Below are 19,241 nucleotides of genomic sequence, written 5' to 3'. Positions count from 1 at the left end.
TCAATTAAGCCGATTCCTCTTGTTTCGTAAGAAAAAATACCGCTGTGTAGGACGCCAGCAGTTGGACGAAGAATTAATTGCCAGCTCGGTGGCTTTTTTAAGGCGCACAGTGGTCAAGATGTTTCAATCGATTTCAATTCTTGGAGTGACGTTATGAGTGAACGCCGGGCACTGCTGATCTTGCATGGCAAACAGGCACTCAACGAGGATGTCCGCGCTGCCGTCGAAGCCAAGCGTGAGCAAGGCTGGGAACTGGCTGTGCGAGTGACCTGGGAGGCCGGCGACGCCCAGCGTCTGGTCGAGGAAGCGTTGGCGGCCGGCTACAGCAAAATCATCGCCGGTGGCGGTGATGGCACGTTGCGCGATATTGCCGAGGCGCTGGCTCAGCATCCGCAAAAAGCCAGTCTTGTGTTGCTGCCGCTGGGAACCGCCAACGATTTCTCCCGCGCCGCCGGTATTTCCCTGGAGCCTGCCGAAGCCCTTGAGCTACTGGATGTTCAGCCCTCGGATATCGATCTGGGCGAAGTGGGCGGGCAGATTTTCCTCAACATGGCGACCGGCGGATTCGGCAGCCAGGTGACCGCCAATACTTCGGAAGATCTGAAGAAGGTCTTGGGCGGCGCCGCGTATCTGTTTACCGGCCTGACCCGGTTCAGCGAACTGCATGCCGCTTACGGCGAGTTGCAAGGCCCGGATTTCCATTGGCAGGGTGAGCTGCTGGCGCTGGGTATCGGTAACGGTCGGCAGGCGGGTGGCGGCCATGTGCTGTGCCCCGAGGCACAGGTCGATGATGGTTTGCTGGACATCAGTATCCTGCCGGCACCGCAAGAACTGGTCGGCACGCTGAAGAATCTGCTGAGCGAGGGCTTCGGCCTCGACAACATGTTCGTGCGGGCGCGATTGCCGTGGGTCGAGATCAAGGTCGCCGAAGGGCTGAGCATCAATCTCGACGGCGAGCCGCTGGAAGGCGACAGTCTGCGTTTTGTTGCGAAACCCGCAGCGTTGCAGGTGCACTTGCCGAAAGACTCGCCGTTATTGGGCCAACAACCGTCAATCAGTCATCAAGGCTGATGATCTGCTCGCGCACGGCGAACAGCACCAGGCCCGCCACGTCATAGATCTGCAGGCGCTTCATGATCTGTGCGCGGTGGGTTTCCACGGTCTTGACGCTCAAGCCCAGGCCGTTGGCGATTTCCCGGGTCGATTTGCCGCGCACGATCAGGCGAAGGATTTCCAGCTGGCGCGCGGTCAGATTGTGCGAATCGGCGATGTCCGGCTGGCTTTTCTGGTTGCGGGTCAGTGCCTGATTGATCACGGTGTGAGCGATGGCCGGGCTGAGATAGCGTTCGTTGTTGCGCAGGGCTTCCAGCGCGTGCTCGAGCTCGGTGGCCGTGGTGTCCTTGAGCAGGTAGCCATGGGCACCGGACTCCAGCGCTTGCATGATCAGCGCCGGGTCGGTGTGCATCGACAGAATCAGCACTTTGCTCTGCGGCCGCACACGCTTGAGGCGTTGCAGCGCTTCCAGGCCACCGGTTTCCCGCATCGAGATGTCCAGCAATACGATGTCGGGGCTCAGTTGCTCGACCATTTCGAGCAATTGCGAACCATCACTGGCTTCGCCGACTACCGCGTAACCGGGAATATCCAGAACCAGAGCACGCACGCCGGCTCTGATCAGCGAGTGGTCATCCACCAGAAGTAAGTTACAAGTCAACGCATAACCTTATTCGTACTGGCCCGTTCGAGTGCCCGAGGCGCCCACGGGAATAGTGCTTCGATTCGAGTGCCTTTGCCCGGCTCGCTGATAACGCTCAATGTGCCGCCCAACTGTTCGATACGCTCGGCCATTCCGGCCATGCCGCGTTGACCTTCTCTGGCCGGGTCGGCCGCCGGGGCAAAACCCAGGCCGTCATCACTGATCAACAGCGTCAGACCTTGCGGCAATCGCTGTACCCGAATCAACAGGTTTTTTGCCTGTGCGTGGCGCAGGATGTTGGTCACGGCTTCCTGGGCAATGCGAAACGCGGCGACGGCCATTTCCTCGGGGATGCCGTTGAGCCGCTGCTGGCAATCGAGACTCCAGTTGACCGGCGTGTTGGCCAGTGTCTTGAGCAAGTGCGCACGCAGGCTGGCTTCGAGGCCCAGACTGGTCAATTGACGTGGATTGAGAATCGCCGAGACGTCACGCACCTTGGTCAGGGTTTCATCCAGTGTGTCGCAGAGCACCTTGCATTGTTCCTGCAGATCCTCCGGCAGGCGGCGTTTGAGCCAGTCACTTTGCAGCTTGGCGGCAGTGAGCAACTGGCCGATATCGTCGTGCAATTCACGGCTGAGGCGATGACGCTCGTTTTCCTGGACTTGCAGAAGTCGATCAGCCAGCTCTTGTGGTTGAAACTTGATCGATTTGCGTGACAAGCGATATTGCACCCAGACGCACGCGGTGGCGGCGATGTCGAGCGCCAGCAATCCCAAAGGAAGGCGTGCGGAAACAACATACGCCAGCAGACTGCCCAAGGTCGCCAGAACACACAGAACAAGTGTGAAGCGCCGGGCGTTTTCCCGAGAAGGTGGCCATGTAATGAGTGACTTGAGACTGGCGTACATAACGGATGGAGCCAATGGATGTTCGCTGCGGGCAGACCGACCGGTGACTGGCGGATCTCTGTGTGGAAATACTGTCATTTATGTTATTGATTCAAACCGCATTCATTAAGCGATCATTGACCGGCAATAACATCGAAAAGGTAACACTGAAGTCAGTATGCCATTAACCGGCAGGTAACTAACCGGCGGCATAATACCACTTAACATACCGTTGGTCGCGGTTGCTATATATGTCTATTCAGTCAGGAAATATCGGATCGTGGACGCAAGTTCCATATTGGAAAAAGCTGGAGTTGTTGTATTTGGGCCACTTCGATTTGCCTGGAAGTGTCGCTGGTTGCACACAGGGAAAACCCTGATGGCGGCACCTGGAAATTAACCGTTGGTCGGGCTGATTATTTGCCCCGGATTGTCGCTTTCAGGCACGAAGTATTCATTTACGACAATATCGCGACTTACCGGCTCAAGCCTGGCGCGCGGTAAAGGATGAAGAGAGCAAACGTTTGCTCACCATCTTGGGCTCGAACGAGGTTTGGCCCATTTGTGCCGCGAAGGCCTCGAGCAGATCAGTCTGTTCGCTTTTATCCAGGGTCAGCTGCCCGGTCCTGGGATCGACCAGCTCGAGCTGCCACGCCATCAAGGTCAGGCAGTCACGTAACGCATCGAGGGCCTGCTCGTGCAGATCTACGTGATCCTGCTGCAAATTGAGCAGGCTGTAGATGTGCAGGGAAAACTCGGAGATCGCTTCCAGCGCCAGTGCTTCGGCCCGGCCGGCCAGCTTCAGCAGAGTGCCGAGCATGCAGTCGATGGCATCCTTGTCATTGCTGATCAGTTGCAGATGGCTCAGGCATTCTTCGGACTTGGCGAGAAGCGTTTCGGCCTCGACCAGAAATTCGGGGAAGCGTTGCGCCCAGTCTTTACGGTCGATTGGCATGTTCATCTCCACCACGTCGTGTTGGTTGACGGATGGCCGTGTGTGGCGACGATCGTGAATCGTCGGCAGATCGCGCCCGGCGGTGCAGGTGCACGGACCGAAGGGTTCCAGAGGGTGGGTTGCCACTGAATTGCGATCGCACACAATAGCCTGACTCCGTTCATGCAATGAGAATGGCGTCACAGTAATGGCTATTGGAAATGGCGAATATCAGGTTGGGCCTGATTGATCCTAGGGGAATCCCTTAGGCGCGGGAACCTAACGTGCAAACCGAGGTCGCGCCGCAATGAATCTAGCAGATGAAATCACGATTGCCAGTAAAGCATGATGTCAGTGTGACATCAATGGCCATTTATGGCATTTTTAGCGGCGCGCTTTACAGCAATCAAGATTAGCTGAATGCAGCCGATAAACCCCCATAGTGAATTCATCAGAACAAGCCCAGGAGTCATTGATGGCCGGCATTCTCGACACGGTAGACCAACGCACGCAACTGGTGGGTGAGAATCGCCTGGAAATCCTCATGTTTCGCCTGGCCGGACGCCAGCTGTTCGCGATCAACGTGTTCAAGGTTCAGGAAGTGCTGCAACTGCCCAAGCTGACCCTGATGCCGCAGCGTCATCCCTTCGTCTGCGGCGTGGTCAATCTGCGTGGGCAGACATTGCCGGTGATCGACCTGTCGCAGGCAATCGGTATGCGCCCACTGGTGCCGGGCCCGAACAGCACGATCATCGTCACCGAATACAACCGTTCGGTGCAGGCCTTCCTCGTCGGCGGTGTCGACCGCATCGTCAACATGAACTGGGAAGCCATTCTGCCGCCGCCGACCAGTGCCGGCCGCCAGCATTATCTGACCGCGATCAGCAAGGTCGACGATCAACTGGTGGAGATCATCGACGTCGAGAAAGTCCTCGCTGAAATCGTCCCGTACAACGCCAAGGTCTCGCGGGAGAAACTCGACGATCCGGTACTCGAGCGCGCCCGTGGCCGCGAAGTGTTGCTGGTGGATGATTCCAACGTAGCGCTTTCGCAATTGCGCGACACCCTCGGCCAGCTCGGGGTGAAAATGCACATCGCCAGCGACGGTTTGAAAGCCTTGAACATGCTCAAGGCCTGGGCCGATACCGGCGTGCACATGACCGATAAACTGCTGATGATCTTCACCGATGCGGAAATGCCGGAAATGGACGGCTATCGCCTGACCACGGAGATCCGCAACGACCCTCGCCTGCGTGGCTTGTACGTTGTGTTGCACACCTCGCTGTCCGGCAGTTTCAACGACTCGATGGTGAAGAAGGTCGGTTGCGACAACTTCCTCTCCAAATTCCAGCCGGACAAATTGGTTGATGTGGTGCGCCAGCGTCTGATGCTCGACGCCGTGCCGGCCTGAAACACGCACATCTTGCTTCCTGTGGGAGCGAGCCTGCTCGCGAAAGCGCAGGGTCGGACACATTGATGGTGAATGTGCCGGCCTCTTCGCGAGCAGGCTCGCTCCCACAGAAGTGTATTTACATTAATGACGGCTTTGATTCGGTATTGAAGCTCGTATAGGGTGGCGTTTTTCCATCAGGAAGCTGGCCATGCTGCGTCTGAGCGCGCTTTATCGTTACCCGTTGAAATCCGGCAAGGGCGAAATCCTGCAAAGCATTGAGCTGGACAAGCTCGGGCTGGCGGGCGACCGACGCTGGATGCTGGTGGACGAGGCCAGCGGGCGCTTTCTGACCCAGCGTGCCGAAGCGAAGATGAGTCAGCTGTCGGCGTTATGGAATGCCGGCGGCGGTCTGACCCTCAGCGCTCCCGAGCAGGGTGCTATCGAAGTCGCGCTGCCCGCTGCCGACGCCGAGCTGCGCGGTGTGACGATCTGGCGTGACACCCTGCGTGTGCCGGACGCCGGTGATCAAGCCGCGCGTTTTGTCAGTGACTTCCTCGGCAAGCCGACACGTCTGGTGCAGATGCCACTCGAGCGGGCGCGCACCACGCAGTCGGGTTTCGGCAAGGATGACGATCAAGTGGCGTTCGCCGACGGTTATCCATTGCTGCTCATTGGCGAAGCCTCGCGGCTGGCACTCTCGGAAACGGTAGGGCGAGAGCTGGAGATGCTGCGCTTTCGCCCGAATCTGGTCATCGAAGGCAGCGCGCCTTACGCCGAGGACAACTGGAGACGTATTCGCATCGGCGATATCGAATTCCGCGTGGTCAAGCCGTGCGCGCGTTGCATCATGACCACTGTCGACCCGCAAACCGGTGAGCGTAGCGCCGATCGCGAGCCGTTCGCGACGTTACAGAAACATCGCTCAACCGCCGATGGCGCGATGTTCGGGCAGAATCTGGTCAACGACGGCAACGGCCGCTTGGAAGTCGGCATGCCGGTGGAAATCCTCGAATAGGTTGTCGCTGAAACGAAAAATGCCCGGGTCTTTTGGACGCGGGCATTTTATTGCGCAGTGAAACCGGCGGGATCAGCCGCGGTATTCGCACAGGTAAGCGGTATCAACGGCGACTTTCAGTTGGAACTTGCTGTTGGCCGGGACGTTGAACTGGCTGCCGGCGGCGAAGGTTTCCCAGTCGCTGCTGTCTGGCAGTTTTACGCTCAGCGCGCCGGAAACCACATGCATGATCTCGCGCTGGCTGGTGCCGAATTCGTATTCGCCCGGGGCCATGACGCCAATGGTCGCCGGACCTTCAGCGGTGCCAAAGGCGATCGACTTGACGGTGCCGTCGAAGTACTCGTTGACTTTAAACATGGGCGGATTCCTCGAAAAGGGCTTAAAAGGGGGCGGCCAGTATGCACAAGGCTTTTCGCGCCGTCACGCGTCTAAAGCGGCAGGACCAGCGGCAATAACCGTGCAGTATTGCGGGCATCTTCCAGCGCGCGATGTTGTTGGCCGTTGAACTGCATGCCCGCCAGTTGCAACGCGCCGTTGAGCCCCAGCGGTCGTTCCAGGCGCCGGGCCTTGGCGAAGCGCTGTTTGAGGTTCATGTGCGGGACTTTGCTCAGGCCGCTGTCGATGTGCAGGCGCTGCCACTCCTGGAGCAACTGCTGGCGATCGTAACCGCCCCAGCTGGCCCAGCCTTCAAGGCGAGCCTGATGCTGTGCCAGCCAGCGCTCAAAGGCTGGCCAGACCTCGTTCAGCGGCTGCGCCGAATCGATGTTTGCCTGGGTGATATGCGTCAGCTCCCGACAGAACGACGTCAGCAATGGCCGGCGGGTCGGTTTGACGAAGCGCTGGAAGTGATCCTGCTCGCGCCCGGCGCGGTCGACCAGGGTCGCACCGATCTCGATTATTTCCATCTCCGTGACCGGCCAGCCACCCTCGTCTGTGGTGGCTTCCAGATCTATGACCAGCCAATGGGGCATCGCAGGGTTCCTGATTTCCGCGTTCTGATTTATCAGAGCGTAGTCAAACCCCGCGCTTGTGCCCGGGCGACTACTCGACCTGCAACAGAACCTGACGATTTTTTACCTGATCGCCGACCTTCACTTGCACCCGTTTGAGCACGCCATCGATGCCGGCCTTCAACGGATGCTCCATTTTCATTGCCTCCAGCACCACCAGCAATTGACCCTTGCTGACCGTACTGCCCTCGCTGACCAGCACATCGACAATGGCACCGTCCATCGGGGCTTTGAGGGTGCCGGAGGCGACGCTGGTCTGACTGTCGATCGGCGCATGAGTTCGATCCTCCAGGCGCAGGCTGCCTGGATGGGTGAACAGCCACAGGTGCCGATCGTGCAGACGGTAGGCATGACGCTGGCGCAGGCCGTCGATTTCCATGGTTACCGATTGCGCGGTGTGCTTGATGATTTTCAACTCCAGCGTGCGTTCGCCCAGCTGCACGACACATTCGCCGGATTTGCGCGCCAGCACCGACAGCGTCCAGTCCTGCTCGTCACTGCCGAGTCGATAGTGCAACGGCACGCTCGCGTTGTTGCGCCAGCCGTTCAGCGGGGCGCGATGGGGCAGGGCGCTGGCCTGATAGAACAACACCACAGCAATCGCCAGTTGCTCCGTCGTCGGCACATAAGTGTTGAGGCTGGCATGGCTGGAAAAATGGTGCTGGATGAAGGCGGTGCTGAAATCGCCGCTGATGAACTGCGGATGTTGCAGCAGGCCCTCGAGCAAACGTTGATTGCTTTGCACACCGAGCAGCACGGTGTCCTGCACCGCACGCAGCAGCTTGCGCCGCGCCTCTTCGCGGGTTGCACCGTGGGCGATCAGTTTGCCCAGCATCGGGTCGTAGAACGGGCTGACCGACTGGCCTTCAAGCAGACCGTGATCGATCCGTGCACCGTGGCCCGACGCCGGTTGCCATGCGGCAATTCGGCCGGTTTGCGGGAGAAAATCCGCAGCGGGATCTTCAGCGTAGAGGCGCACTTCCATGGCGTGACCGTCGAGACGGATCTGCTCCTGCGTCAGCGGCAGCGGCTGACCCTCGGCAACCAGCAACTGCCACGCGACCAGATCGAGGCCGGTGATCAATTCCGTCACTGGATGTTCGACCTGCAGACGGGTGTTCATTTCCAGAAAGTAGAATTGCCCGCGCGCGTCGAGCAGGAACTCCACGGTGCCGGCGCCGACGTAATCCACCGCGCGCCCGGCCTTGAGTGCTGCTTCGCCCATGGCCTGGCGCAGCTCGGCGGTCATCACCGGGCACGGCGCTTCTTCGATGACTTTCTGATGGCGGCGCTGGATCGAGCAATCGCGTTCGCCGAGATAGACCAGATGCCCGTGCTGGTCGCCGAACAGTTGCACTTCGACGTGGCGCGGGTCGATCAAGGCCTGCTCGAGAATCAACTCGTCGCTACCGAAACCGTTCATTGCTTCGGACCGCGCGGTACGCAGTTGCGCCGCCAGTTCGCTGGCCTCGTGCACCAGACGCATGCCGCGTCCGCCGCCACCGGCGCTGGCCTTGATCATCAGCGGATAACCGATCCGCGCGGCTTCGGCCAATAGGGTCGCGTCGTCCTGCGCTGCGCCTTGATAGCCGGCAATGCATGGAACCCCGGCCTCAAGCATGGCAATTTTCGACAGGCGTTTGCTGCCCATCAGTTCGATGGCTTTGACGCTGGGGCCGATGAAAATCAGCCCGGCTTCGGCGCAGGCGCGGGCGAAATCGGCGTTTTCCGAGAGGAAGCCGTAGCCGGGGTGAATTGCATCGGCGCCGCTGCGTCGGGCGGCGTCGATGATCGCCGCAATGTTGAGGTACGACTGCTGCACCGGCGCCGGGCCGATGTGCACGGCCTGATCGGCCATTTGCACGTGTAGCGCATCGGCGTCGGCGTCACTGAACACGGCGACGGTGCGATAGCCCAGCGCCTGGGCCGTGCGCTGGATGCGGCAGGCGATTTCACCGCGGTTGGCGATCAGGATTTTGTGGAGGGTAGGCATGGTGGGGTTCCTGAAATGATAGCGGTGAATGGGATGGCCTCTTCGCGAGCAGGCTCGCTCCCACATTTGGAACGCATTTCAACCGCGAATTCGGGCGCTCCTGAGTTTTGGGCGGCGAAGGTGCGGGCCTCTTCGCGAGCAGGCTCGCTCCCACATTTGGAGCGCATTTCAACTGCGAACTCGGGGGCTCCTGAGTTTTGGGCGGCGAAGGTGCGGGCCTCTTCGCGAGCAGGCTCGCTCCCACATTTGGAATGCATTTCGACCTGTGGGAGCGAGCCTGCTCGCGAAGCTTTTAGCTGACCCACCGAGGGTTACGTTTCTGCATAAATGCCATGGTCCCCTCGATTCCCTCGTCTCCAGTCACCGCCGCGCTGAACCACTGCGCCGCCTCATCGAGCAATTCACTCGAAGGCTGTCCGGCACTCGCCAGCAACAATTTTTTCGTCATCGCATTCGCTTCCGGTGCGCAGCGCAGCACCTGTTGCAACACCTCATCCAGTCGCTCGGCCAACGCTTGCGCATCCTGTTCAACGAAATGCACCAGCCCCAAACGATGCGCCTCGTGGCCATCGAAACGCGCCGCCGTCAGCGCGAGTCGGCGGGTTTCGGTCAGGCCTATCCGTTGCACCACAAACGGTGCGATTTGCGCCGGGATCAGGCCAAGGCTGGTTTCCGGCAAGCCGAACTGCGCCTTGTGACCGCTAATCGCAATATCGCTGACGCAAGCCAGGCCGAAGCCGCCGCCGAGCACGGCGCCTTGCAGCACAGTGATCAGCACTTGCGGCGCATGTTGGGCTTGTTCCAGCAGCGCGCCAAACGCCCGGTTCAACTCGCGGTAAGCGTCCGCGCCCTGAGCCCGGGCATTGGCCATGTCCTTGATGTCGCCACCGGCGCAGAAGTGCCCGCCGGCACCGCTGAGCACCAAGGCCCGCACTGTGCGGTCATCACACACCGCCGCCAGCACCGCGCGCAGTTCGGCGACCATCTGCAGGCTCATCGCGTTGCGGCTGTCCGGGCGGTTGAGGGTGATGTGCAGTACGCCACCATGCAGTTCCAGCAACAGCGCCTGGCAATCGGGCAGGTTGCTCATTTCTTTTTCCCCGGCAGGATGCCCATCAGTTTGCAGATGATCCCCAGCATGATTTCGTCGGCGCCGCCGCCAATCGAGACCAGGCGCACATCGCGATAGGCGCGGGCCACCGGGTTGTCCCACATGAAGCCCATGCCGCCCCAATATTGCAGGCAGCTGTCGCTGACTTCACGGCCGAGGCGTCCGGCCTTGAGCTTGGCCATCGATGCCAGGCGCGTGACGTCCTGGCCTTTGATGTATTGCTCGGTGGCCTGATAGACCAGGGCGCGCAGGCATTCGATTTCGGTCTGCAATTCGGCGAGGCGGAAGTGGATCACCTGGTTATCGATCAGCGCGTTGCCGAAGGTCTTGCGCTCCTTGCAGTACTCGATGGTGCTGTCGATGCAATATTCCAGGCCCTTGATCATGTTCGCCGCGCCGAACAGACGTTCTTCCTGAAACTGCAGCATCTGCATCATGAACCCCGCGCCTTCATGGCCGATGCGGTTGCGCTGGGGCACGCGCACGTTGTCGAAGAACACCTGCGCGGTTACCGAGCTGCGCATGCCGAGCTTGTCCAGGTGCGAACTGAGGCTGATTCCCGGGGTGTTCATCGGCACCATGATCAGCGACTTGTTGATGTGCGGCTTGTCGTCCGAGGTGTTGGCCAGCAGGCAGATGAAATCGGCGCTCGGCGAGTTGGTGATCCACATCTTGCTGCCGTTGATCACGTAGTCATCGCCGTCCTTGCGTGCCGTGGTTTTCAGCCCGGCGACATCGGAGCCGGCGCCGACTTCGGAAACGCCGATGCAACCAACCTGTTCGCCGGTGATGGCCGGGCGGAGGAACTCTTCGCGCAGTTCATCGGAGCCGAAGCGGGCGAGGGCGGGTGTGCACATATCGGTCTGCACGCCGATCGACATCGGAATCCCGCCGCAATGAATGGTGCCGAACTCTTCGGCGGCGACGATCGAATAGCTGTAATCGAGGCCCATGCCGCCGAATTTTTCCGGCTTGGAAATGCCCAGCAGGCCCAGCTCACCGGCCTTGCGGAAAATTTCGTGGATGGGAAAGCGCCCGGCCTTTTCCCATTCTTCGACGTGCGGGTTGATCTCGTTCGTGACGAACTGGCGGACGGTGCGGCGCAGGGCTTCGTGTTCCGGGGTGAAGATCATTGTTGTTGTTCTCCGTAGGATCCGTGGCGGTCAGAAGCGGCTGACGCCGAAGCTGTTGGGTTGCAGCGTGCGCCTGTCGGCTTCGTGGCAAATATCCAGCAAGTAGCCAAGCAGGGTGCGGGTGTCGCGCGGGTCGATCAGGCCGTCGTCCCACAGGTTGGCGCTGCCGTACAGTGCGGTGGACTGGCTGTCGAGTTTCTGCGCTGTCATCTGTTCGAGCATGTCGAGCATTTTCGGATCGGGCTCGATGCCGTCCTTGAGCTGTTTGGCTTCGGTAACGATGCGCAAGACCTTGCCGGCCTGTGCGCCGCCCATCACTGCCGTGCGGCTGTTGGGCCAGGCGAAGATGAAGCGCGGATCGAGCCCGCGCCCGCACATGGCGTAGTTGCCGGCGCCGTAGGAACCGCCGACGACGATGGTCAGTTTAGGCACCCGTGCGTTGGCCACCGCCTGGATCAGTTTCGAGCCGTGCTTGATCACCCCTTGCTGTTCCGATTCGGTGCCGACCATGAAACCCGTGGTGTTATGAAAAAACAGCAGTGGTGTCTGGCTCTGGTCGCACAACTGGATGAACTGCGCCGCCTTGCTCGCACCTTGCGGGGTGATCGGGCCGTTGTTGCCGATGAAGCCGCAGGCGCGGCCCTGGATTTTCAGTTGGCCGCAAAGGGTTTGCTGATCGAACTCGCCTTTGAATTCGAGGAAGTCCGACTCGTCAGCAATCCGCGCGATGATTTCGCGCACGTCGTAGGGCTTTTTTGCATCGTCGGGGATCAGCCCGAGCAGTTCGTCGATGGGGTAGAGCGGTTCTTTGAATTGCGGCTCCGGCAGCCACGGCAACTGCTCGTTCCATGGCAGCATGCGCATGATGTCGCGGACCTGGCGTATGCCGTCAGCGTCGTTTTCAGCGAGATATTCGGCAGTGCCGGCGACTTGCGCGTGCATTTCGGCGCCTCCGAGTTCTTCATCGGTGGCCACTTCGCCGGTCGCCGCTTTGAGCAATGGCGGGCCGGCGAGAAACAGCTTGGCCTTGCCGCGCACAACCACCACGTAATCCGACAACCCCGGTTGATAGGCGCCGCCTGCGGTGGCCGAGCCGTGCACCACGGTGATCTGTGGCAAACCCATCGCGGACATGCGCGCCTGATTGGCGAAACTGCGCGCGCCTTCGACAAAAATCTCCGCCGCGTAGTTGAGATTGGCACCGCCGCTTTCGGCGAGGGTGATCATCGGCAGTTTGTTTTCCCGAGCGATCTGTTGCAGGCGCAGGGATTTTTTCAGGCCGCTCGGCGAGATCGTGCCACCCTTGATCGCGCTGTTGTTGGCGACCACCATCGCGCGGATGCCGCAGACATAACCGATGCCGGCAATCAGCCCGCCACCGGCCGAACTGCCGTCCTTGTCGTCGTGCAACTTGTAGCCGGCGAGGCTGGCCAGTTCGAGGAACGGCGCGCCGGGGTCGAGCAAAAGGTTCAAGCGCTCGCGGGGCAACAGTTGCCCGCGTTTGCTGAATTTTTCTTTGGCTTCGGCGGCCTTGTTCAGCAGGTTCTGTTCGAGCTGCTGCACCTGCTCGATGGCGGCGAGCATGGCCGCGCGGTTGCGCGCGAACGTTTCGCTGTGCGGATCGAGTTGCGACTGAATCTGCGCCATGGCTTATTCCTTGTCCTTGAGCACGTCGGGACGCAACACTTCTGGTAAGTACGCGCGGTGGAAACCATTGAACGATTCGCTGTGGCTGGCCTTGTGCAGCGGCCAGGCACGACTGCCAAGGCTGGCGGCGCCGTCGATTTTCACTGTGGTGCCACTGATGAATGCCGCCGCCGGGCTGAGCAGAAACACGATCGCCGCACTGACTTCCGATTCGGTGCCGATACGCTTGAGCGGCACATGCTCGCGCAGGGTCGGAATCACCGCTTTGAATGCGCCTTCGTAAGTGTCCATGCCGCTGGACGCAATCCAGCCCGGCGCCACCGCGTTGACCCGGACCCCGGCGTAACCCCACTCGAACGCGGCAGTCTTGGTGAAGTTGTCCATGCCCGAACGCGCCGCGCCAGAGTGGCCCATGCCGGGCATGCCGCCCCACATGTCAGCGAGCATGTTGACGATGCTGCCGCCATGTTTGCTCATCGACTGGTTGAACACTTCGCGGGCCATCAGAAAGCCGCCGACCAGATTGGTCCGCAGCACGGTTTCGAAGCCCTTCTGATTGATCGAGGCCAAGGGCGACGGGTATTGGCCGCCGGCGTTGTTGACCAGGCCGTGGATCGGCCCGTGTTCGGCGATCAGCTCTTTGACCAGTTGCTTGACCGCTTCTTCATCGCGGATATCGCAGGCCTTCCAGTGCGCGCGGCCGCCGTCCTCGGTGATTTCGGCGGCGACTTTTTCCAGCTTTTCCGGCTTGCGCCCGACCAGCAGCACATTGGCGCCGAGCGCCGCCAGTTCATGGGCGGTGCAGCGACCGATGCCGCTGCCGCCACCGGTGACAATCAGGTTCTGGCCGCTGAACAGATCGGCGCGGAAAATCGACGCGTAAGCCATGCACACCATCCTTTAGTCGAGCTGTTCGGCGATGCTCTGCGGCACCGGGATCTGGATTTCCAATAGTTGCTGGGCGAAGGCTTTGCCTTGCGGGTCGATGCGCAGACTGGCGACACCGCCACCGCCGAGGGCGTTTTCCAAAAGAAAGTTGAGGCTGTGGGTGCCGGGCAGATACCAGCGTTCGACACGCCCGAGAAGCGGATCGAGGACGTGCCGCATCCAGTCGACCACCACCGAGGTGGTCAGCGCTTCGGCGATCCACGGCAGGTAATCGGGATGGCGCGGCATCACGCCGATATTGCTGTGGTTGCCCTTGTCGCCGGAGCGCGCCACCGCCAGTTTCACCAACGGCACACTGGCATCGGCGCGGCCCTGGGGTCGGGGTGGCTGATGGGCGATCGGCAAATTTGCACTGTCCAGAGCCACCGGGTCGGGCAGGGCGCACGGATGGCGCTCACCAGCGATGTCGACTTGCAGGGTGCAGGCGCTTTTATCGATGAGGAAAGAGAACAGACGGATGAGGGGGTATACGGTCGGACGACCGCCGACGATGCCGGTCAAGCCCGGCGCCATGCCGGTCGCGGCCTGGGCGATCTCTCTGGAAAACAGTACCAGTGCGCGTTTGTCGGGATGGCGCACAGCGATTTTGATCACCACTTCACGGCTGTCGCGGCGCTGGCCGTGGGGGCCGTAGGTGGCTTCGCTGCCGAGCAGTTCGACATGGGTTTCGCTGTACGGCGCCCAGCCGCGCAGGCTGAACATCTCGGCGGTCTTGTCGATGATTGCCTGACTGACCCGCCGTGCCTTGTCCACTGCGTCGATGCCGGCCATCAGGCAACTGGCGGTGCAGCGAAAACCGTCCGGGTACGTGGCGCTGACCTTGTATTTATCGGTAGGCGGCAGGCCTTTGGCACCGTGCACGTGCACGACGTTTTTGCCTTGTTGCTGGAGTTTGACCTGGCTGAAATCGCAGATCCCGTCGGGTAACAGATAGGCCTGCGGATCGCCGATTTCGTAGAGCATCTGCTCGCCGACCGTCAATGGCGTGACCAGTCCGCCGGAGCCTTCGGGTTTGCTGACGAGGAACTGGCCATCGGCGCTGACCTCGACGATCGGAAAACCGATGTGCTCGTAATCCGGCACCTCGCGCCAGTCGGTGAAATTACCGCCGGTGCACTGCGCGCCGCATTCGATGATGTGCCCGGCCAGCGCGGCCTGGGCGAGTTTGTCGTAGTCATGCCACGACCAGCCGAATTCGTGAACCAGCGCCGCACTGACCACGGCGCTGTCGACCACCCGGCCGGTGATGACAATGTCGGCACCCAGGCGCAACGCTTCGACAATCCCCGGCGCGCCGAGGTAGGCGTTGGTCGACACGCACATGCGCGGAAGCGGCGCGCCGCTGAACATTTCGCGGATATCGGCGGGGTTTTTGAGCTGTCCTTGCAAGTCGTCGCCGAGCAACACGGCAATCTTCAGCTGGACCCCAGCCTGGTCGCAGGCCGCTTGCAGGGCCGCCGCGCAAGCCTGCGGATTGACCCCGCCGGCATTGCTGATCACGCGGATCTTCTGTTCGGACAGCTGCGTCAGCAGCGGCGCCAGCACTTCAACGAAGTCACCCGCGAACCCGGCCTGCGGGTCTTTAAGACGCGCACCAGCCATGAGCGACATGGTGATCTCGGCCAGATAATCGAACACCAGATAATCCAGGTTTCCGCTGGAGACAAGCTGGGCGGCAGCAGTGGAAGTGTCGCCCCAAAAAGCACTGGCGCAGCCGATTCGCACGGTGGTTGGCATTTTTATCTCCGACTCAGGGACCTGCGACAGAAGTGTCTGGAGGCTACCAAGCAAGCGCTTGGTTTGTAAACAGGCGAAACATTCTTCTGCCCAAGCGCTTGCTTGGTGCCCGCGCGCGGCTTAAATTGCGCGCAACCCTGCGGTTACAGGGGGCAACACACTGATCGACTGTAGGAGAGAACGGGTGGACGAGCAAAAAGCCCTGCGGGTCATGCGCGAACTGGTCGACCAAGGCCAGTTGACCGACCCGGACAGCGCCCGTGGCAAATTGCTGCAAGTGGCGGCTCACCTGTTTCGCAACAAAGGCTATGAGCGCACCACAGTGCGTGATCTGGCCAGTGCTGTGGGCATTCAGTCGGGAAGCATTTTTCATCACTTCAAAAGCAAGGATGAAATTCTCCGCGCGGTGATGGAGGAAACCATCCGCTACAACACCGCGTTGATGCGCGCAGCCTTGGCCGAGGCGAGCGATGTGCGCGAAAGGGTGCTGGCACTGATTCGTTGCGAGTTGCAGTCGATCATGGGCGGCAGTGGCGAGGCGATGGCCGTGCTGGTGTACGAATGGCGCTCATTGTCCGAGGACGGTCAGGCTAAAGTCCTCGCTTTGCGTGATGTTTATGAAGACCTCTGGCTGCAGGTTCTGGGCGAGGCCAAGGACGCCGGCTATATTCGCGGCGACGTTTTTATTACCCGACGTTTCCTTACCGGCGCACTGTCCTGGACCACCACCTGGTTCCGTGCTGGCGGCAGTTTGAGCCTCGATCAACTCGCCGATGAAGCGTTGATTCTGGTCCTCGAAGCGCGTTGAACGGTTGTCGGACGGGCCGGGAAACTGGCTAAGTCGGCGAAACCGCCTAGCTTGAATGCATTGATCGCTATTTTTTTCGGGGAGTGGGGTGTTTTGAAGTCTTCGCCAATTCGGACAGCCGCCGGGCTGCTGCTCGCTGCGCTGGCTGCGTTATGGGTATTGCCCGCTCAGTCAGCGCAATTGGTCCGGGTCGGCGCCGCGCATTTCCCGCCTTATACGATTCGCCCGGAAAACGGCGCCGACACCGGCCTGTTGCCGCAATTGGTCGAGGCGCTGAACCGCTCGCAGAGCGACTATCAATTTGTCCTGGTGCCGACGTCGATCCCGCGCCGCTTCGGTGATTTCAAGCAAGGCCGCATCGATATGGCGATCTTCGAGAACCCCGAGTGGGGCTGGAAAGACATTCCCCACGACGACGTCGACATGGGCCTGGAAGACGCCGAGATTTTCGTCGCGCAACGCGAAGACGGCCGCCAGCAAAACTACTTCTCGAGCCTGTCGGGCAAACGTCTGGCACTGTTCAGCGGTTATCACTACGAATTCGCCGACTTCAACGCCGACCCGAAATATCTCGCGAAAAACTACAACGCGACGCTGACCTATTCCCACGACAGCAACCTGCTGATGGTCCTGCGCGGGCGCGCCGACATTGCCCTGGTCACCCGTTCCTATCTGTTCGATTACCTGCTGCGCAACGAGAAGGTCCGCGATGAGCTGTTGGCGTCGCAGCGTACCGATCAGATCTATCACCATTACGCGATTCTGCGGCCAAGCGCTCCTATCACCGGCGAAGCCTTCGGCAACCTGTTGCAGCGTTTGCGCGACAACGGCGAATTGCTGAGGATTTTCGAGCCCTACAGGATTGCCGTGATGCCGGCGCCTCATCACTGAAGCGCTAATTGCCTCTCGCACTTAAATTTCCCCTCCCGTCTCACGTCACTTCGTTGAACTGTCGACGATTACGTGAGCCCGACCCATGTCCAATCTGAATGACCTGACTGCCCTGGCGTTGCCCTCGGGCAGTCGATTGATCGCTGATGCTACCGAGAGCCGGCTGAGCCTGAGCCTGGACGGGCAACCGCTGATTCGGCTGCGCCTGGACCGCGAGGCCAATGGCCCGATCCAGCTTGATGAGCGTTTTGCTCTGCCGCCCGGCCACGCCTTGTGGGCGGCCTGTTATTGGCTGTTCGCCCGTGACCCGGCGTGTCAGCAGTTGATCTGGCAACTCGATCAGCCACCTACCGAAGCCTTGCGCAGTGGTTTGCTGATCAATACCGAAGTCGCCGGCGAGTATCGCTGCGAGCGCACGCTGTTCTGGCAACTGCCGCAGCCGTGGCTGGGCACGTCACTGACCGGCAGCTATCCGCAGCAAATGGTCATCAGCCAGGGCAAGCGCCATCCGCTGCGACCGGTGAAACCGCGCGGTGAAGTCTACCGGCGTTTCGATGCACGTCTCGGCGCGTGGATTTCCTTGCGTACGCTGGAAATCGAAGAAGATCTGTCGCGCTTCAATCGCTGGCAGAACAGCCCGCGCGTGGCGAGTTTCTGGCAGGAGGAGGGCAGCCTTGAGCAGCATCGCGAATACCTCGGCAAGCTCGATGCCGATCCGCACACGCTGACGCTGATCGGCTGTTTCGATGACCAGCCGTTCGCTTATTTCGAAGCCTACTGGGCCAAGGAAGATCGCATCGCGCCGTTCTACGATGCCGACGATTACGACCGTGGCATTCACATGCTGGTCGGCGAGGAAAGTCATCGCGGTCCGCACAAAGTGGCGAGCTGGTTATCGGCGCTGGTCCATTACCTGTTTCTCGATGATCCACGGACCCAGCGCGTGGTCGCTGAGCCACGTGCCGACAACGCGAAGATGATCGGACATATGCACAACCAATGCTTTCACTGCGAGAAGGAATTCGATTTTCCGCACAAGCGCGCGGCGCTGATGATTCTGGGGCGGGAGCGGTTTTTTGATCGGTGCAGCCTGGCCTGATGCGTTCGGCCTCGGCTTTCGTTTGAAGCTGAGGCCGCTTTCGCGAGCAGGCTTGACGCAGAATCCGGATCCTAACGACGACCCGCAATCACCGCATCCCGCCGACTGCCCGAGACCTTGCGGCAGTGCACCAAAGCATCACGAATCATGAAGTTGACCAGGGTGGGCGATACGCCCAGTTCCTTGGCGATGTCTTTCTGCGGCACGCCGTGCAGACGGTACATCTCGAAGGCATAGCGGGTGCGGCTGGGCAGTTCGGTCAGCGCATCGGCGATGTGTTCCAGAGTCGAGAAGTTGATGTGCGAAGTTTCCGGCGAAGCGCCCTGAATCACCACGTTCAAGCCTTCCTCTTCCGGGCCTGAGTATTTCTGTTCGAGCGCCTGCTTGCGGTAGTGATCGATGGCGAGGTTGCGCACGATCTGGAACAGGTAGCTCAGCTGAGCCTTGATCGACGACGTGATCGGCGGCGCCGATTGCAGTCGGAAAAACGCATCCTGAACCACGTCTTCGGCACGAGACCTGCAACCGGTAATACGGGCTGCAATCTTGACCAGAATCAGTCGATTGTCGACGAATGCCTGAAGTAGCGGTGAATCGCACCTGCTTGTGGATACTTGTTCCGTCATGGAAATCACCTTGCTGCCAATAGGTTAGTGGGAGGGCCTCGGGGGACGGCGCCGTCCTACACATCGAGCGACAAATTATGTTGAATGATAATGATTGTCAAATGAGAAAGAGAAGTAGTGCTGTAAGTCGATGTGTTTTGCCAACTGCGACACGCCGCCGCACCTTGGCCCCGCTGGACGTCGCCTCTGCCGACTAATTATTTCCACACTCCATCCGTTCTCATTGGTGAATGGCCCGGGTGCAGATCCCCGGCCTCAGCGCATTCCGATGCCTTGCGCGGTCGGCACAGACCGCGCACCGCACGCCTCTCGA

18 protein-coding genes are annotated in these 19,241 nt (G+C 60.4%); 6 read left to right on the top strand and 12 right to left on the bottom strand.

Annotation, left to right across the window (positions count from 1 at the left end):
• The first annotated feature begins 153 nt into the window (after positions 1-153).
• Positions 154-1,071: a lipid kinase YegS gene (gene yegS / locus J2Y39_RS10685; protein WP_217851645.1), complete on the top strand. Its 918-nt coding sequence runs from the start codon at positions 154-156 to the stop codon at positions 1,069-1,071.
• Here yegS and J2Y39_RS10680 read toward each other — a convergent pair.
• The 3 genes from J2Y39_RS10680 to J2Y39_RS10670 form a co-directional block, all read right to left on the bottom strand.
• Complete coding sequence (locus J2Y39_RS10680) at positions 1,055-1,714, bottom strand: response regulator transcription factor (protein WP_056788523.1); 660 nt, start codon at positions 1,712-1,714, stop codon at positions 1,055-1,057. The two genes, yegS and J2Y39_RS10680, sit on opposite strands and share 17 nt — an antisense overlap.
• The gene (locus J2Y39_RS10675) at positions 1,711-2,604 is read right to left on the bottom strand and encodes a sensor histidine kinase (protein WP_024013690.1); all 894 of its coding nucleotides are present in this window, start codon (positions 2,602-2,604) and stop codon (positions 1,711-1,713) included. Before J2Y39_RS10675 ends, J2Y39_RS10680 begins: the two co-directional genes overlap by 4 nt.
• A gap of 463 nt (positions 2,605-3,067) precedes the next feature.
• Entirely contained in the window at positions 3,068-3,538 is a 471-nt protein-coding gene (locus J2Y39_RS10670; RefSeq protein WP_056788632.1) for a hypothetical protein, read from the bottom strand.
• Positions 3,539-3,992: 454 nt separating this feature from the next.
• Here J2Y39_RS10670 and J2Y39_RS10665 point away from each other — a divergent pair, with 454 nt between their 5' ends.
• Together J2Y39_RS10665 and J2Y39_RS10660 are read left to right on the top strand one after the other, a co-directional pair.
• Positions 3,993-4,928, top strand: a complete 936-nt coding sequence (locus J2Y39_RS10665) for a chemotaxis protein CheV (protein WP_016770829.1) — start codon at positions 3,993-3,995, stop codon at positions 4,926-4,928.
• Positions 4,929-5,118: 190 nt separating this feature from the next.
• Positions 5,119-5,925, top strand: a complete 807-nt coding sequence (locus tag J2Y39_RS10660; protein ID WP_310217441.1) for an MOSC domain-containing protein — start codon at positions 5,119-5,121, stop codon at positions 5,923-5,925.
• Positions 5,926-5,997: 72 nt separating this feature from the next.
• On the opposite strand, the gene J2Y39_RS10655 is transcribed toward J2Y39_RS10660, so the two are convergent.
• The 8 genes from J2Y39_RS10655 to J2Y39_RS10620 form a co-directional block, all read right to left on the bottom strand.
• Positions 5,998-6,282, bottom strand: a complete 285-nt coding sequence (locus J2Y39_RS10655) for a pyrimidine/purine nucleoside phosphorylase (RefSeq protein WP_039759849.1) — start codon at positions 6,280-6,282, stop codon at positions 5,998-6,000.
• A 71-nt stretch (positions 6,283-6,353) separates the two neighbouring features.
• Positions 6,354-6,896, bottom strand: coding sequence for an exonuclease domain-containing protein (locus J2Y39_RS10650; protein ID WP_310217439.1), 543 nt, complete (start codon positions 6,894-6,896; stop codon positions 6,354-6,356).
• 70 nt (positions 6,897-6,966) lie between these two features.
• A complete protein-coding gene (locus J2Y39_RS10645) occupies positions 6,967-8,928 on the bottom strand; it encodes an acetyl/propionyl/methylcrotonyl-CoA carboxylase subunit alpha (protein ID WP_310217436.1) in 1,962 nt (653 codons plus the stop codon).
• Between the two features lie 292 nt (positions 8,929-9,220).
• Entirely contained in the window at positions 9,221-10,018 is a 798-nt protein-coding gene (locus J2Y39_RS10640; protein WP_310217433.1) for an enoyl-CoA hydratase-related protein, read from the bottom strand.
• Positions 10,015-11,172, bottom strand: a complete 1,158-nt coding sequence (atuD, locus tag J2Y39_RS10635; protein WP_310217430.1) for a citronellyl-CoA dehydrogenase — start codon at positions 11,170-11,172, stop codon at positions 10,015-10,017. Before atuD ends, J2Y39_RS10640 begins: the two co-directional genes overlap by 4 nt.
• A gap of 30 nt (positions 11,173-11,202) precedes the next feature.
• The gene (gene atuC / locus J2Y39_RS10630) at positions 11,203-12,819 is read right to left on the bottom strand and encodes a geranyl-CoA carboxylase subunit beta (protein ID WP_310217428.1); all 1,617 of its coding nucleotides are present in this window, start codon (positions 12,817-12,819) and stop codon (positions 11,203-11,205) included.
• 3 nt (positions 12,820-12,822) lie between these two features.
• Positions 12,823-13,707: an SDR family oxidoreductase gene (locus tag J2Y39_RS10625; RefSeq protein WP_073472477.1), complete on the bottom strand. Its 885-nt coding sequence runs from the start codon at positions 13,705-13,707 to the stop codon at positions 12,823-12,825.
• Positions 13,708-13,719: 12 nt separating this feature from the next.
• Positions 13,720-15,504, bottom strand: coding sequence for an acyclic terpene utilization AtuA family protein (locus J2Y39_RS10620; protein ID WP_310217424.1), 1,785 nt, complete (start codon positions 15,502-15,504; stop codon positions 13,720-13,722).
• A gap of 184 nt (positions 15,505-15,688) precedes the next feature.
• Between J2Y39_RS10620 and J2Y39_RS10615 the strand changes: the two genes are divergently transcribed.
• From J2Y39_RS10615 to J2Y39_RS10605, 3 genes are all read left to right on the top strand, one after another.
• Positions 15,689-16,312: a TetR/AcrR family transcriptional regulator gene (locus tag J2Y39_RS10615; RefSeq protein WP_310217421.1), complete on the top strand. Its 624-nt coding sequence runs from the start codon at positions 15,689-15,691 to the stop codon at positions 16,310-16,312.
• A 93-nt stretch (positions 16,313-16,405) separates the two neighbouring features.
• On the top strand, positions 16,406-17,203 hold the full coding sequence (locus J2Y39_RS10610) for an ABC transporter substrate-binding protein (protein WP_041478456.1): 798 nt from the start codon (positions 16,406-16,408) through the stop codon (positions 17,201-17,203).
• An 85-nt stretch (positions 17,204-17,288) separates the two neighbouring features.
• Positions 17,289-18,302 (top strand): GNAT family N-acetyltransferase, encoded by a 1,014-nt coding sequence (locus J2Y39_RS10605; RefSeq protein ID WP_310217415.1) that lies wholly within the window; start codon positions 17,289-17,291, stop codon positions 18,300-18,302.
• A 71-nt stretch (positions 18,303-18,373) separates the two neighbouring features.
• Here the strand turns inward: J2Y39_RS10605 and J2Y39_RS10600 are convergent, their stop codons facing one another.
• The gene (locus J2Y39_RS10600; RefSeq protein ID WP_008088195.1) at positions 18,374-18,928 is read right to left on the bottom strand and encodes an RNA polymerase factor sigma-70; all 555 of its coding nucleotides are present in this window, start codon (positions 18,926-18,928) and stop codon (positions 18,374-18,376) included.
• Positions 18,929-19,241: the final 313 nt, after the last annotated feature.

The organism is Pseudomonas sp. 2957 (genome assembly GCF_031456345.1).
GTDB lineage: Bacteria > Pseudomonadota > Gammaproteobacteria > Pseudomonadales > Pseudomonadaceae > Aquipseudomonas > Aquipseudomonas siliginis.
The sequence above is the reverse complement of the archived record's forward strand: the minus strand, read 5'-3'. Positions and strand labels throughout refer to the sequence as shown.

Bases quoted from the DNA above. Each gene is read 5' to 3' on its own strand.
- yegS (WP_217851645.1), top strand. From the start codon at position 154: ATGAGTGAACGCCGGGCACTGCTGATCTTGCATGGCAAACAGGCACTC.
- J2Y39_RS10675 (WP_024013690.1), bottom strand. From the start codon at position 2,604: ATGTACGCCAGTCTCAAGTCACTCATTACATGGCCACCTTCTCGGGAA.
- J2Y39_RS10670 (WP_056788632.1), bottom strand. From the start codon at position 3,538: ATGCCAATCGACCGTAAAGACTGGGCGCAACGCTTCCCCGAATTTCTG.
- J2Y39_RS10665 (WP_016770829.1), top strand. From the start codon at position 3,993: ATGGCCGGCATTCTCGACACGGTAGACCAACGCACGCAACTGGTGGGT.
- J2Y39_RS10660 (WP_310217441.1), top strand. From the start codon at position 5,119: ATGCTGCGTCTGAGCGCGCTTTATCGTTACCCGTTGAAATCCGGCAAG.
- J2Y39_RS10655 (WP_039759849.1), bottom strand. From the start codon at position 6,282: ATGTTTAAAGTCAACGAGTACTTCGACGGCACCGTCAAGTCGATCGCC.
- J2Y39_RS10650 (WP_310217439.1), bottom strand. From the start codon at position 6,896: ATGCCCCATTGGCTGGTCATAGATCTGGAAGCCACCACAGACGAGGGT.
- J2Y39_RS10645 (WP_310217436.1), bottom strand. From the start codon at position 8,928: ATGCCTACCCTCCACAAAATCCTGATCGCCAACCGCGGTGAAATCGCC.
- J2Y39_RS10640 (WP_310217433.1), bottom strand. From the start codon at position 10,018: ATGAGCAACCTGCCCGATTGCCAGGCGCTGTTGCTGGAACTGCATGGT.
- atuD (WP_310217430.1), bottom strand. From the start codon at position 11,172: ATGATCTTCACCCCGGAACACGAAGCCCTGCGCCGCACCGTCCGCCAG.
- atuC (WP_310217428.1), bottom strand. From the start codon at position 12,819: ATGGCGCAGATTCAGTCGCAACTCGATCCGCACAGCGAAACGTTCGCG.
- J2Y39_RS10625 (WP_073472477.1), bottom strand. From the start codon at position 13,707: ATGGCTTACGCGTCGATTTTCCGCGCCGATCTGTTCAGCGGCCAGAAC.
- J2Y39_RS10620 (WP_310217424.1), bottom strand. From the start codon at position 15,504: ATGCCAACCACCGTGCGAATCGGCTGCGCCAGTGCTTTTTGGGGCGAC.
- J2Y39_RS10605 (WP_310217415.1), top strand. From the start codon at position 17,289: ATGTCCAATCTGAATGACCTGACTGCCCTGGCGTTGCCCTCGGGCAGT.
- J2Y39_RS10600 (WP_008088195.1), bottom strand. From the start codon at position 18,928: ATGACGGAACAAGTATCCACAAGCAGGTGCGATTCACCGCTACTTCAG.